The following is a 14,563-nucleotide window of genomic DNA, read 5'->3' on the forward strand; positions in this document are numbered from 1 at the left end:
TTGAAAGCGCGGGAGCGTGTCCGGTTGGTTGGATGCCCAAGTGCACCCGATGGATTGTTCCTAACAGCCCGTTGGGAAAAAATAAAGCGGGTGTCTATGGGAAAAAGGTGTATGTTCCGGGAGGGAACGGCTTCGGAGCGATTTGTCTGGTTCTCGAATACTACCTATGGTTGTGGTACGGATTGAGAAATAATGAGTTGCATAAAAAGACTTGGTGTCGACATGTCCTATTTGCAGGTGACTTTTTATCTGACTTTTCTGTGCACCGGGAGCATGGTCTGGAGGATGTGGCTTTTATATCGGGAATACCGACTGCCGGGTGTGCTTTGGTTGGTGATCGGCTACAGCGCCATCAGTCTGACTGCGCTGGCGGCCGCTGTAAGCGGTCTGGTCGGTGAATGGACCAAGACCTTCCTGGCTCATCTGTTTTTCATGGGCGGATTCGGAGCCATCTGGCTTGGGACGCGTCTTTTCCTTGGTGAACTGGTGGGGCGTCGGCATTATCTCTTTGTTGCGGCCGTCCTGGGCCTCTCCGGCTTCGGGATTTTCTGGTTTTGGCTGATCGATCCGGTGTATCAAATCCGTATAGCCATCGGCTGCATCGTGTTGTTGGCGTTTTCCCTGGTCCTGTCGCAAAAGCTCTTTTCCGTCAGATTCGAACAACGGGCGGTCACCATTGCCGGGTCGTTCTACAGTCTTTTTGCCTTCATCAACGGAGTGCGGACCATCGACATACTTCTCAATCCCGCCCCGGATGAAGAATTTATTTCGGGGAGCGTTGCGACGGCACTGACATCCGTAATGATTATCAGCCTTTTTGCTGCCCAGGCAGCCACGATATTCATGATCCGTGAAGAGGCGCGTATTTCGACAAATAACCCCGAATAAATCCGGATGATTTTTGGGACCGAGCTTCTTCCCCGTCGGGTGGTTCACGGCGTGGGTTTTTCATTTGCCCACATCTTTCAGAAGGTATATGACTGTCGCTGATCAAAAGAAATCGGTCTCACCTATTACGATAAGGATATTGATTTGAGCCTTGAATTCCTGCAAAAATTCCGTGATCCGGACATGTGCCGGAAAATTCTCGACAAGATGGAATCAGAACTGGACCGGGATCTGCGCTTCATGGAAGTCTGCGGCACCCATACCGTGGCCATTTTTCAGAGCGGCCTGCGGTCTCTGTTGCCCGAGCGCATCGTCCACCTGTCCGGTCCCGGCTGTCCGGTCTGCGTTACCCACGAGTCGGAAGTCAATGCCTTCCTGGATTTGGCGGGCAGGGCAGGGATCATCATGGCTACCTTCGGTGATCTCATGCGTGTGCCCGGAGACGGCGGGCGCAATCTGAAGAAGGCCACGGCTGACGGGGCACGGGTCAAGGTGGTTTATTCCCCCTTCGACACCCTCAAGCTGGCCAAGGAGAATCCCGGCGATCTGGTGATCTTCATCGGCGTGGGCTTCGAGACCACGGCCCCGACCATCGCCGCGACCATGAAAATGGCCCGGGAGCAAGGCGTCGACAATCTGCGCATCCTCTGCTTCCACAAGACCGTACCCCCGGCCCTGGATGCGCTCCTGTCCGATGAGGCCATCAACATCGACGGCTTCATTCTGCCCGGTCATGTGTCGGCCATTATTGGCGTTAAACCCTATGATTTCATTGCTGAAAAGTACAGTAAGTCCGCTGTTGTCACCGGGTTTGAGCCCTTGGATATTCTTCAGTCATTGATGCAGATGATTGACTGGCGCAAAAAGGGTGAGGCCCATGTTGTCAACAATTATACCCGCATCGTGGGCGCGAACGGCAATCAAAAGGCTTTGGAGATTATGTATGAAGTCTTTGAGCCTGCCGATGCACTGTGGCGCGGCATCGGGCTGATCCCCGGCTCCGGTCTGGAAATCCGGCCCGAGTGGGAACAGTTCGACGCCAAAAAGGAATTTGGTATCGTCATCAAGGATTGCCCTCCCTTGAAGGGATGCAAGTGCGGCGACATCCTCAAGGGCATCAAACAGCCCAATGAATGTCCGCTTTTCGGCAAGGCATGTACCCCGGCCAACCCGGTCGGTCCCTGCATGGTTTCCACCGAGGGCAGTTGCGCAGCCTACTACAAATACAAATTGGATTAAGCATGTCAGACAAGGTATTACTCGATTACGGCAGTGGCGGCCGCGCTTCCCAGCGTCTTATTTCCGAGTTGTTTCTCAAGTACTTGGGCAACGACGAACTCAACCGGCTCAATGATGCCGCTGAACTGTCCGTGTCCGGACGGGTGGCCATGTCCACCGATTCCTTTACCGTGGACCCCATTTTCTTTCCGGGAGGCAATATCGGTTCCCTGGCCGTACACGGTACGGTCAACGATGTGGCCATGATGGGGGCCATCCCCCGCTACATCACCTGCGCCTATATCATCGAGGAAGGGCTCCCCATGGATGACCTGGAGCGCATCGTGTCCGCCATGGGCGAGGCCGTGAAGACCGCGGGCGTGACCGTGGTTTCCGGGGATACCAAGGTGGTTCCCAAGGGCGCTGTGGACAAGATCTTCATCAATACCACCGGCATCGGCGATATCATCGTGGACCCGGCCCCCAGCGGCGATGCTGCCCGTTCCGGTGACGCGGTGCTTATCTCCGGCACCATCGGAGACCACGGTTTGACCGTGCTCGGCACCCGCGAAGGACTGGATTTCGAGGCCAAGGTAGAGTCGGACTCCGCCGCCCTCAACCATCTGCTGGTCAAGCTGGTCCGGGAGCTGCCCGAGGTGCATGTCCTGCGCGATCCGACCCGGGGCGGTCTGGCTACCACCCTCAATGAAATTACCACCAGCTCCAATGTGTGTTGTGAACTTGATGAGAACAGCATTCCCGTGAAACCCGAGGTCAAGGGCGGCTGTTCCATCCTCGGTCTGGATCCGCTGTATCTGGCCAACGAAGGCAAGTTCCTCTGCGTCCTGCCCGAAGCTCATGCGGAAAAGGCCCTGGAAATCATGCGTGCTGATCCGTTGGGAAAGGATGCCTGCCGAATCGGCACCATGACCGACGCCAACCCCGGCAAGGTCGTGATGCTTACCCAACTCGGCGGCAAGAGGCTGCTGGGCATGCTCGAAGGGGAGCAGTTGCCGCGCATTTGTTAGTTTTTTCTATGCATGAATACGAAAAAGGCCTCCGGTTCTCCGGGGGCCTTTTACTTATGCGGCGGCATTATGTAGGAAACGCACATAAGCCATATTGAAATCAAGCATGCCCACGTCGTAAGATGTGGGCATGTCTTTTAGAGCACGCAAATCGCCAGTGTTAGTGGCCCTCTCCAAGAAGAGGTCTGTGTTAAGTAGAGAACTGCTAAGCCTCCAGGAACAATTGAAGCACAAGCAGGCCGAAATCAACACACTTGATTGTACGATGTTGATGCTTGGCATTTCATGCGACATGGAACTGGCTAGGCCAAGGAAAGTCCACACGCGTACATTTCACTATGGAGAGCTGAAAAGGTTGATCATAGAGATTTTGAAGGCTTCGGATGGCCCCATGACCACAAGGCAAGTTATCGATGAAGTACGAAGGCGTAAACGCCTATTGCAAGACTGCAAGGGGCCTGTGAGTAAAGCGCTTAGGAACTACCGACTAACTGTCAAGGTAGGCGAAACTGACACTGGCGAATCGTTGTGGACATTGAAGGCTTACGCAGCCAAGACCAAGTCTTCTGCCCCACGATTACGTCTTGTGTAGTTCCAGTATCCCCGAAAGCGAGACTTTTTGCCGTTGTCTTCATCAGAGAGCATGCGTGAAAGCATATCGAAGGTGATCCGCTGGTTATCCCACCGCCTTGTGTCTTCACGGTAGGCTACTTCGTTGGCGTACAGTTCGAGATATTCAGGCCCGACCTGGTGGGTTTGGCCACGGATGAGACGACGGAACCGGCTGAAGAACGATTCGGCCTGATTTGTGTTCTCCCCATTTGGCCCTATGAAACAAACGTCATGATTCACTGTGGTGTGGTCGAAGCTGACCATAAGATCTGAATAACCGGAATGGCAGTCAGTAAAGATTTCGGTTCCAGGAACAATGTCTTGCTCCGCTATATCGGTTATGTCCTCAGCCCTTTCGGTTTCGACTACATACGTTAACGTCCTGCAAGCTCCCAAACCGTCAGTACTGCGCATGCGCTCAACAATCACGCATTGCTTTGGCCGATTGGAAAGCTTCGTCTTCTCCCGACGATCTGCAACCTTGTTTGGGAACCGCTTGGACGGGTTGATGTATGCCCCATCCATTTCGACCTGTCCCTTCAGGGCTGGTTGATCATGGCGAGTTTGATGAAGCGCGTCTCTGAGCTTGTGGTAGAAAATATATGCTGTTTTGTACTGCACGCCCATGTATCTCATGAGCTGGAGGGCAGACATGCCTTTAGCGGCATTTGCAAGGGCCACGACACCTATCAGGATCGTGCGCAACGGCAGCTTGGTGGAACCAAGCCATGTTCCGCTTGTGACTGAGAAAGTGTGATTGCAGAACTTGCAACGCCACTGTTTCCTTGCCTTAATATAGTAGTGTTCCTCGCATTCACACTGAGGACAAACCGGTTCGCCGTTCGTCTTACCCCAACGCATTTGCCGAAACAGCCCAAAGATATCCTCATCACTCATGGTGAATACCTCCGTGAGCGATAAGGTTCTGGCTTGGGCTGATAGCAAAAAATGTTGGGACACTTCGACCTCGTTGTTTCGTTTACGAGTCTAAGGTTTCACATTCAGAACCATTATGTCAACATAAATCTACAACAAAAGTTTCACTTGCAGAACTTTGGTTTGTGTTCTACTCAGTCTGTATGAGTAATCCCAATGAAAAATGGCAGGAAGATTCCAGCCGAATTATCAAATCAGTTTTGGCCCGAAGCGGCGTTACCTACAGCGAACTTGTTTCCCGGCTCTCGGTGATTGGAGTTGAGGAAACGGTTCAGGGCATCAAGGGAAAACTCCATCGAGGCACTTTTAGCTTCTTTTGGGTGCTACAATGCTGCCGTGCGTTGGATATCAAAGAGCTACGCCTAGACTAGATCCGACCGGATCAATTTCAGCAAACCCGTATTGAGCAACACAACCTGTTGCTCTTTGGCAGGTATCTTCATCTCCTTCTGCTCTTTTTCAGTCCGGTGCAGGCCGAGTTGCTTCAATACGTAAAAGAGCATGGCTCTTCGCACTTCAAAGACAGCCTCTCCGTCTTCCATTCCATAATCCATTTCAATGGTTGTTCTCTGGTTCTCATTCAAACCAGGATGAGGCCCTATCCGGACGAAAAGGATTTCATCCCACTCCTCATCAATCTGATCTTCGATCTTCGAGTAACCACGATCGCCAGTCTCAACGATTCGTCCAAGGACGAAATCTCTGAATTCTCCACGCAGAGAACAGTATGCTCGTACATGCCATCTAAAACCGTCATGGCCGAAGGCGTGCGGAGTAATGCGCCTCCATGTCGGCTCTGAGCTGGACATTGAGCGGTACAGGATATCAATAGACTGATCTGCAGCCATCGTTGAAAGCAATGTTCTGAGGATGTCTGTCGGGATTGCCCTTTTGGGAACGGGAAGCCGCATCATATCCGGCATTGGGCACAAAAAACCATCATCGAGCAGAAGGTGGCCCAACACCTGGTCAGGTGTTGGATTAATAATCATCGGCACGAAGTCTCTGGTTGGCTTGTAAACCTTGTCAGACGGATCATAGTGAGCGTTGTCAGGCGCAAGCTTCAAGTATTCCCTGATGGCTGCGGACGCTCGCTCAAGTGAGATGTCCAGATACTCGGCCATATCTTTCCTGCTGGATCTGCCAAGCCAGAAAAGGCGAGCCTCAAAAAAAGAGAGGCGCAAATAGTTACTGCTATACTTGACCATCATAATATCCGTGTGTTAGAAATTCTAACAGTCTAATCAATTCAAACGCAGGCCAACCATCACACAAACCTTCGGGTTAGTCAATGTGGGCCCGTATTCCTTACCAAGACAAGGAACTGATTTATGCAATTTGACGCCCCCCTTATCAAACTCCTCGCGATGACGGCGCGGCTGCATGACCTGTATGTGCTTGGTGGTTCCCCTTCCGAATGCTCCCAAGCCTTCGCCCCCCAAGACCGGAGACGAAACAATAGGAATGGACAATGGTTGGAGGTCGGTGCGACGATTCTTTATCTTCTCTTTCTCCGAGACGAACTCTCGCCCGAATCTTTCGTTCCTCTGGATGAAATTTCCGAACAGGTTTCACAGGATTTTCCCGTATCAAGGGAAGGCGTCCTGACCGCGCTCAAGCATTTACACACGCCTTGTCGAATGACCTTTGAGGCTTTTCGGCCGTCCTCTGTCTTCGAGCAGACCGCACTAGTCGAACAAGCCGTGGCTGGAAGTGGTTTCCGCATTAGCATGTCCGGACGAGACCTCTTCTACCAACTGAACAGACCCTCCCGATTAGAATACACTCCTGAATTCGTTTCCATGATGGAAAAGGATCTCGCAGACGGAAAGTTGCCGCAGTTTCTTGAGAACTGTGAAAGTCTCATACAAATGATCCGGGACCACTCCCTCAAGGTGACCAAGATCCGGGAACGAAACGCCGTCTATCAGAAATACCGAGCCGAGATTCTTGAATCCTCGGATCGCCATCTGGAGCTTCTCAAGGAACTCAGAGAAAGACTGCTTGAGATATCCAATCAATTACGCTCTCCCGCCGTTGCCCAAATGATCGAAGAATACTCACCCTGGAGTGCAAATGATCCTGACGAGATTTCGCTTTTCGAGTTGGTTTCGGCCTTGAAGAAGGTCCATGCGGCAAATGGATCGCTCATCCGAAATCTGACGCTACTCTTTCAGTCCTTCCATGATGCAAAAGGGAGTGGTGTTGCTAAGTTCAGTATCCAGCGAGTGGTAGACCATTTTTGGGAAGGGAAATTGACCGTGCTCGACATTCGAAGGGCACAATCCAGACACGGCATATGGTCGCCCAGACATATTTGCTGCAGCCTTTACGATGTCCCTCGGAAACTGCGCCAACAGGCACTTCCCGAAAGAGATGTCGTCTTAGACAAGCTGGAATCAACGACCGTTGGCGACGTTTTCTATCAACTCCTCTCGCAAAAGGTCGACGATGTCAGGAAAGCCCTGGCAGTCGGGCCTGTGAGACTTTCCGAAATGGTTGACGCCGGTTCCCTTTGTTTGGAGGACATCTCTGCCTCAGTGGGGGTCTGTTTTAACTCCGGCATCTTGTGCGGAGGCGACGTCGGAGAAAAGATCATCGTGAAGAGGGCGGAGGGTGCCAAGCTGTCCATTGCATTGGGGCGGGGAAGGGTTCTGTCCTCCGATGATGTGCAACTCGAAATCGCAGAGGAGAAGTGAGATGCGCGGATGGGAAATAGGCTTGGTGTTCGCCTTCTTGTCGGACCAACGGATGATTCGTTCGGCAGCGGAGCAGGGACAGCGCCTACGGAAGAACGAGCAGGATCTGGCCAAGTTCCTGGAATATGAAGCGACCTCGGAAGAGAAGGCATGTCTCGACCATTTTCTCCAGGCACAAGGGTTCCGGCTTCATCGATACGATTCCTACGATATGCCCGGCATAAAGCGGGATCAATATGTCTTTCTCCTCCTACGAGACGGAGAGGGGGTCTTGACGCCCTGGGCTGATGCGGAAGAGGCCGTGGATTGCGTCCGACATCGCCACGGCACGTCCAGCGAACCCAAGGATCATGCAAGAGTGTGGCTTTGCCAAATATGGTTCTCCATGCTGTATCTTCAATACCCCAAACTGGGCCGGAGCTTCAGCGAGGTCTCAAGGTATCAGGAGGCCGCGTTTACACGCGATCATCTTGCGGACGCCATCCGGGAGACTCTGGATAGTCGGCGGCAGGAAAACGTTGCGGAACCGTCCCTGGCCAGGACGATCTTGCTTGATTCCGAATCCCCTCGCATCAGCGACAGGGTTCGCTCCTTTCTACAGTACATGGTCAAAATTGGGCACCTTGTGGAGGTTGAGAAGAACGTTTTCCGGCAGACGCTGCTCGCATCGGCCGAACTTGGGGTCAACTTCAATGACGGCCTCGGTCTGTTGGTTGATCTGGACCCTGCGGAGGAGGAAGATGCTCCCATTTCGATGAGGCACACCGAACAAGCCTTTGAATTGGCCGATAACGATGAAATCGGCCAAGAACAGGAGATGTAAAACTATGAGCGCTTTGATCAATCGTGTTCAGGTGGTGAACTTCATTCGCAATAAATACGGCGAAAAGTGGTCCCCTCGTTTCCGTGAGCAAACGTATGACTTCGAGGAGAACTCTTCCATCGTCCAGGCCGTAAACGGCGTAGGCAAGACGACGATCTCAAATGCCTTCAACGCCCTGTTGAGCCGCAATAAAGAACTTCTCAAGATGGTTCGAAGGGCGATGGCCCCGGACAAATTCGATGCGTATTCCCATTTCCGGGTAGAATTCATTTCCAAAAGATTTCTCGGGCTGGTCTCCACCCCAGGGGAAACCCATGTTTTCGGAATGTACGGGACCCAAAGTAAAGGCTCGATCCAGTTCTACCACTATGCAGGGAAGCTGGAGGATCTCCCCCTCTGTGAACGGAACGAGCATGGCGACTTGACCATCTATTCGAAGAAGCGGTTCAATGATCTCATTTCAGAGTTTCCGGGGATCTTGAAGCGAAACCAGCGGTGGGACGAATGGCGGGCTGCCATTGGTCAAATGGTTCCCAACCACATCGTCGAACGCATGGCCAGGTTCCAACTTCGCGGAGGCGGAGAGGATCACGACAACAACCTCTTCCAGGTGAAGAAGATCCGTGGTGAGCGTCTGGATCAGACCTTCTTCTGGGAAGTCCTTGCTCCAGAAATCATGGCCAACCCCATGGGGGCCTTTGCCGAGGAAGACGAATACCATTTCGAGGACACCATCCTTCAGACGGCCGGTCGCGCCGTGGCAGCGCAGATTGCGGCCGAGGAAGAGATGGAGGGGCTGGCCAGGCAAAATGAGGCCCTGGGACATCTGGATGCCTTGGTACTGTCCGGAGCACAGGTGGTCGACTCCAAGAAAAGGCTGTCGGGACACCTGGACAAGCTTCGACAGGCCATGGCCGCGACGAGGTACATCGTGGATGAAGCGCTTCTGCCGGGCTTCCCCCGTTTTGTCTCCAGCGGTGAGAACAAGGTGGACCTGTTGGTGACCAACATGGTGGTAGATCCCAACCTCGGCGTTCTGCTTCGCGACCGTGGCCTGGCGGAGCTATTAGGCAAAGAGGCAAAGCACGTAAATCGAGATGCGAGTAGCCGTGGCATAAATGGGGCCGTTTCGCCGCAAGTCATTGAAATTATTGTGGACCAAAAATTTCTAAAAGACGAAAGGGGGCGTTCGCCACGATATTACTCCCAAAAGCATTGCTTAACATTTCTTAGTGCGTGTACCGACTCCTATCTCCCCGCTCCGCGAGAAGAGCTTGTCGAAATCATTTGCAAGGCGTTCCGGCACTTCGCGACAAAGGTGGACAGCAACCCGTTCAGGCAATTTGTTCGGAGGCTGGGCAATGACACCGCCAAGGCGGAGCAGCTCCTCAAGGCGGAATGGGAACTCGCTGACTCTCTTCGCAAGGAAGTAGAAGGCTTGGAGCAGGGGTTTAAGGAGTTCAAGGAAAACGAAGGTCTTTACCGAGAAATGGTCGATTCCGGACTGTTCTCGACCGCAGAACTCGCTGAACCGGCCGGGACGGGCAAGGCCCTTGAAGACCAGAAACAACAGGCCACGGCCAAACTTGAAGCCCTTCGAGAAAAGCAGCTTCGACTCCAGCCCGTGCATACCCTGTATGAGAGATTCATCGCGGCCTTCCCGGATTCGTCCCCAACACAAAAAAAGGACGAATGGCGAGCAAGGGAGACCTATCTTAAAGCCGCAGAGGCCATCGCCGCAGAATTGGACCGCACCGCTCACGCAACCGAAACAACGGCCCTCAAGGCCCTAGGGGAGGCACAGAGGAAGGAGACGACCGCTCAGACCCACCATTCCCGCCTTGACGAGCTAAATCGGGATTCGGCTCCATTTTATGAGGCCTTCCCAAATGAAAGCCCTGCGGGATTTGCTGGTCGCGCTCGTAATGAAATCTCGGTGAGCGAGAAAGGACTGGGTGATCTTCAGGGTCAGATGAAGGAGATCAAAGACCAGGTCGACCACCTGGACAAATGGGTTGCAAACCACCCCGGGGAGACTCCTGCCGAGGCTGTTGCCCGACTCTTGACGGAACAGCAGGAACTCGCCGAATCGCTTCGCTTGAAACAGGCGGAACTAGGCACGGCAAAGCAGGATCTTGCGTTTCTCTCTCAGAAGAAGATCGCGCCTGGACCCGACGTGGCGGAAGCATTGACGGCCGGGGCGGTCATCTGCGGGTTTACCTCCCTGCACGAAGCCATCAGATCTTTCGAGTTGTCCGACGAGCGCCGCGTAGAGCTTTTCACACTATTTTCGACTGTCCTCTTTGCACCGGTAGTTCCTTCGCTTGAGAGTGTGTCAGCACTGCTGGAGCTGTTCGAAGAGCGACGGCTCTCCGTGCCGGTCTTTCTCAAGGACGAGCTCGAATCATTCTGCATCGATGGAGAACTGCATTCCGAGGCCGTAAACGGGATTGTGTACACCTACCTCGTCGGCAGACGGTCCTTCGCCGTCGAATGCCTGCTTGACCCGGGCAAACTCGCCGCCGAACGAGAGCGGCTTAAACGTTTTGTGGCCTCGCTTGAGATCGAGGAGGCGAAGCTCAAGGAGCTTTTAAGGGAAGCATCCGACGATAGCCCGGCGCTTGTCTCGGCAAGGAAGGCCAAAGACGCCGTGAACGCGAAGAGCAGATTTGAAGAGATGTTGCAGGCGCAGAGCCGGATGCAAAAGAGTCACGATGCGCTTTTGGAAAAGTATACCGAGAAGGTGCTTTACGCCTCCCAGCGCGCCGAACGACTGGAAACAGAAGGGGGCAAAGAAGCCCTGGCTAAAGCCAAGGCAGCACTTCTCACGGCTCAAAGGCAGCTTGAGAACGCAAAAAGTGATTTGGCCGCCGCCGAGCGAGAGCGGCCAGCCGCCTCCGAAGCACTCCGGAAGGCAAAGGGGGAATTGGAAACTTTCCTGGAAGGGCCCTCAAAACCGTTCAGGCAAGACATTGAGAACCTAGTCGAGCATGTACATAAGGGGGATCATGCTTTCATGAAAACCGCCCAGGCGGATGCCGCCAGCATTCGGGAATCCCTGGATAGACTGGAGAAACGGCTGAAATATAGATTTGACCGAGCTCAATCCTATGTATCGAGTCTCGATAGCTCCGAAGAGCAACGAAGAGAAAAAATCGACGCCAAGATGATGGACCATGCAAAGGCGGCTAAAGCTGTAATAGAGCGGGAAGAAATAATTCGATCCTTGTCCGCGAGAGCCGGGGCCCTTCAAGGGCCAATCGTGTCCTACGATAATGCCGTGGCGCAGATGCTTCCGGCGTACCGGGCCCTTGCCGTTTTGATCCATGACGACGAAATGTCCACCCTTCTCGGCCCTTCGTCCGGCGCACCGGACGAGGTTGCCCAGGCACAGGTAGCTCAAATACTTGACGGCCTTTCCGATGTTGAATCGTGCAAGGACGAGATCCTTGTCGCATTGAACACGCTGAAGGGGCATCTTGAAAGTGAGTTGAGCCTGAAGAGCTACGACGAAAAGGCCCGAAGTGAACGCAGGGCACTTCATTCCGCACAGCAGGGATACGTGAAGGCCTGTGGCGCATTGCTGCAAACGCCCCCGAAGGGACTGACCCAGGGAGAGATTGAGATCCTTGAGCGGTTCCGTAATGATCCTGACGGTCTTGAAACCTTTGTCAACGGCAAGCGGCAACGTGTCGAAGACGCGGAGGCGGACTGCATTGAGGCCCAGCAGAAGGAAGAGACCCTCTACAAGGAACTTTTGGGGAACTTGCAGAGCCTCGCAGAGACTAGCGCAAGCGGTTTGAGCGAGTTGAAAAAGGTCCTCCGCGCCCACAAGGGGGCGACGTTCCAGATCGACGTCGAGCTGGCTGACGATTTTTCCGTGGTCATCGGCAAACTGGTCCAGGACCTCCGGAGAACCCAGATGGCTCTCAAAAGGGAGACCGGCCAAGATCTACTCGGCGACGATGGTCCTGAGGCTGCGAAGGCCCGGAAAAGCGTCCGGGACAACTTGCGGACCGAACTGTACCGCAATGTGTTCCGTAATCCACGTATCACCGTGGATTACCCGCACATTTGCGGCGACCGAAAGAGGCTGTACAACGACGGTTTCAGTTCGGGAGAGCGAATGGCGCTTTCGCTTCTCTGGCTGACTCTCCTGGCGGAATACTCCATCAAAATGGAAGCCCGGATCAACTCCGGAGGACGCCGAAAGGCTGTGAAAGAAATCGGCCCCAGCGTGTTCTGGATTGACGGGTTGTTTTCCAATCTGTCCAGCCCGGAAATGGTCAAAACCTCCCTGCAGCTCAAAGAAAGCCTGGGACGGTTCCAGCTTATCGGGTTGATGCACAACCCAGAAGCGTTGTTCCGGCACGACTTCGACAGCTTCCCAAAGCTGTTTGTAACGATGGTCAGGAACTCGCCGGATCTTGCCTCCCCGAACGAATGGGCCGACAGCAAGGAATTTCACAAAGGAGAAGCCGACAGCATTGTGGCGTTTGTCTCTGGTGAGATTCCTGTCACCCAGGAGGAGGACCTGTGAGCGTGACAAAAAAAATAGTCCTTGAGGCACTCTACCATTTATCCGATGGCGGGAAACACAAACTGCGTCCTACAGGTTTGTTTCAAAGGCTCATCAAGTGGACCAAACTTTCACAACTTGACGTTGGTTTGGCTTTGCAAACCCTCCGGGAGGAGGGGGTAGTAAAAAGTGCCTCATGGGGATCGAGTCCAACCTGTCCGCAGGCAATGGTTGAAATTCAACTTCGCGAGAAGGACGTACCCGAATGGGCGCAGGAATGGAACAATGTGCTTGCGTCCAATGACCGCATCTCTGATGCGGACAGGCAAGCCCTCGACTCGGCCGGGGAAGCGCTTCAAGAATTCCCTCAAGAGATGAAAGCCAGGCTGCTACAGGGCCTTGTTGACTTGCGCAACAATCAGCAGCGATTTCAGGGGAAACCACAATATCTTGTGAGTGCGAGGCACCTTCTCGGGGCCTCAAAGCTGCTAGACCGGCTGAAAGGTCCCGCCCGCGAATTCGGAATCGACATTGATTCCTTCCAGCCTTCACCCAAATACCTTGCAGTGGCAGGCCCGCCGCAGCCTTTAGCTGTAATTTTGGTTGAAAACCCGAACTGCTTCGAAACCGCAATCCGGGCCGGAGCCTCAAAGCAGTTCGCCTGGATTTGCACGTATGGTTTCGGTGTGGCCAATGAAAAATCCGATCACGATGGGGCCATGCTTCAAGCGAATTTAACTCACAGAGTAACCCATGTGCTTACTCGTGAAGGTAACCCGCCAAAGAATCCAAGCCTTCTCCTGCGTCACTCGAACCTCTTTTTCTGGGGAGATCTTGATCTGATGGGCATGGCCATCTTTGATCGTCTGAAAAGACATTTCCCGCAACTCAAGCTGTCGGCTCTCTATGAGCCAATGATCAAAGAGCTGTTCGCTGGCCGGAGTCATCCGTATGTTGGATGCGTTGGTAAGAAAGGGCAGAAGGCCCAAAGGTTGAATGACCCAATGGCTCAACGTCTTGCCGCACTTTGCCGTGGCCGGGCGGTAGATCAAGAAATTGTCTACGACGGTTTTGATAAATTGGGCATGCACCCGTTGCCTGCATCCGCACTTGACGGGGTGGAGAGCATCTCATGATCCTTGTTGTCGGAGATATCCACGGAGATTGGGCTTCATTGAATGCTCTTATTGAGCAACGCAAGCCCAACATGATCCTTCAGTGTGGCGACTTCGGTTTCTGGCCAGGTCACAAATGGCGTGATCCTGCCAAAAAACTCAAACCGGGCTCGGCGCATATCCATTGGATAGACGGCAACCACGAGGACCTAAAAAGCCTTCAAGCACTCGTAGAATCTGGTAAGCGCACTTTCTCTGACGGCATGCCCAACGTAATCTATCAGCCGCGAGGTTCCACTCTTGAGCTGCCTGACGGACGCAATGTGCTTTTTGCTGGCGGGGCTTTCTCGGTAGACAACTATGCGCGGTTGCCTGGCAAAGACTGGTTTCCAGATCATGAGATTTTGACCGAAGAGGATTTGGAGAATTCCCCTGACCCTTCTCTGGTTCAGATTGATGTTGTCATCAGCCATACAGCCCCACGAGAATTCAACGTCAAAGGCCTCCCCTACGAACAATGGCCTGTTTGGTGGGACCGAGATCCTGATCCTTCCGAAGAAGTGCTCAGCGAGATTCTCAGGCGTTATCAACCCAAACAGTGGTATCTTGGTCACTTTCACAGATTCCAGCAAGACGAGTTTGACGGATGCAGGTGGACGGCTTTGGATTACGCCGGAAGTGGCAGGCAGTGGTGGATTGAGCTGGAGAACGAATAAGGAGTCTCC

The 14,563-nt window shown here is 53.4% G+C and carries 11 protein-coding genes; 9 read left to right on the top strand and 2 right to left on the bottom strand.

Annotated features, from left to right (window positions below; genetic code table 11):
- Positions 1-192: 192 nt before the first annotated feature.
- The 3 genes from DWB63_RS00465 to hypE all read left to right on the top strand — a co-directional run bounded on the left by DWB63_RS00465 (position 193) and on the right by hypE (position 3,134).
- On the top strand, positions 193-888 hold the full coding sequence (locus DWB63_RS00465; protein ID WP_128326838.1) for a hypothetical protein: 696 nt from the start codon (positions 193-195) through the stop codon (positions 886-888).
- Between the two features lie 144 nt (positions 889-1,032).
- A complete protein-coding gene (gene hypD, locus DWB63_RS00470) occupies positions 1,033-2,127 on the top strand; it encodes a hydrogenase formation protein HypD (protein ID WP_128326839.1) in 1,095 nt (364 codons plus the stop codon).
- A gap of 2 nt (positions 2,128-2,129) precedes the next feature.
- On the top strand, positions 2,130-3,134 hold the full coding sequence (gene hypE, locus DWB63_RS00475) for a hydrogenase expression/formation protein HypE (protein WP_128326840.1): 1,005 nt from the start codon (positions 2,130-2,132) through the stop codon (positions 3,132-3,134).
- Positions 3,135-3,677: 543 nt separating this feature from the next.
- On the opposite strand, the gene DWB63_RS00480 is transcribed toward hypE, so the two are convergent.
- The gene (locus tag DWB63_RS00480) at positions 3,678-4,643 is read right to left on the bottom strand and encodes an IS1595 family transposase (protein ID WP_128326841.1); all 966 of its coding nucleotides are present in this window, start codon (positions 4,641-4,643) and stop codon (positions 3,678-3,680) included.
- A 182-nt stretch (positions 4,644-4,825) separates the two neighbouring features.
- On the opposite strand from DWB63_RS00480, the gene DWB63_RS17165 reads away from it, so the two are divergent.
- A complete protein-coding gene (locus DWB63_RS17165; RefSeq protein ID WP_164879731.1) occupies positions 4,826-5,053 on the top strand; it encodes a DUF6471 domain-containing protein in 228 nt (75 codons plus the stop codon).
- Here the strand turns inward: DWB63_RS17165 and DWB63_RS00485 are convergent.
- On the bottom strand, positions 5,045-5,806 hold the full coding sequence (locus DWB63_RS00485; protein WP_241648517.1) for a WYL domain-containing protein: 762 nt from the start codon (positions 5,804-5,806) through the stop codon (positions 5,045-5,047). The two genes, DWB63_RS17165 and DWB63_RS00485, sit on opposite strands and share 9 nt — an antisense overlap.
- A gap of 606 nt (positions 5,807-6,412) precedes the next feature.
- On the opposite strand from DWB63_RS00485, the gene DWB63_RS00490 reads away from it, so the two are divergent.
- From DWB63_RS00490 to DWB63_RS00510, 5 genes are read left to right on the top strand one after another with little or no spacing between them, the layout of a single operon-like run.
- Positions 6,413-7,381, top strand: a complete 969-nt coding sequence (locus DWB63_RS00490; protein ID WP_206613107.1) for a hypothetical protein — start codon at positions 6,413-6,415, stop codon at positions 7,379-7,381.
- 1 nt (position 7,382) lies between these two features.
- On the top strand, positions 7,383-8,204 hold the full coding sequence (locus DWB63_RS00495) for a hypothetical protein (RefSeq protein ID WP_128326843.1): 822 nt from the start codon (positions 7,383-7,385) through the stop codon (positions 8,202-8,204).
- Positions 8,205-8,208: 4 nt separating this feature from the next.
- Positions 8,209-12,744, top strand: a complete 4,536-nt coding sequence (locus DWB63_RS00500; RefSeq protein ID WP_128326844.1) for a hypothetical protein — start codon at positions 8,209-8,211, stop codon at positions 12,742-12,744.
- Positions 12,741-13,859, top strand: a complete 1,119-nt coding sequence (locus DWB63_RS00505; protein ID WP_128326845.1) for a Wadjet anti-phage system protein JetD domain-containing protein — start codon at positions 12,741-12,743, stop codon at positions 13,857-13,859. The genes DWB63_RS00500 and DWB63_RS00505 overlap by 4 nt, the downstream gene beginning before the upstream one ends.
- Complete coding sequence (locus tag DWB63_RS00510; protein ID WP_128326846.1) at positions 13,856-14,554, top strand: metallophosphoesterase; 699 nt, start codon at positions 13,856-13,858, stop codon at positions 14,552-14,554. The genes DWB63_RS00505 and DWB63_RS00510 overlap by 4 nt, the downstream gene beginning before the upstream one ends.
- Positions 14,555-14,563 lie beyond the last annotated feature (9 nt).

Origin of the sequence: Pseudodesulfovibrio sp. S3 (assembly GCF_004025585.1) — a bacterium.
Classification (GTDB): domain Bacteria; phylum Desulfobacterota; class Desulfovibrionia; order Desulfovibrionales; family Desulfovibrionaceae; genus Pseudodesulfovibrio.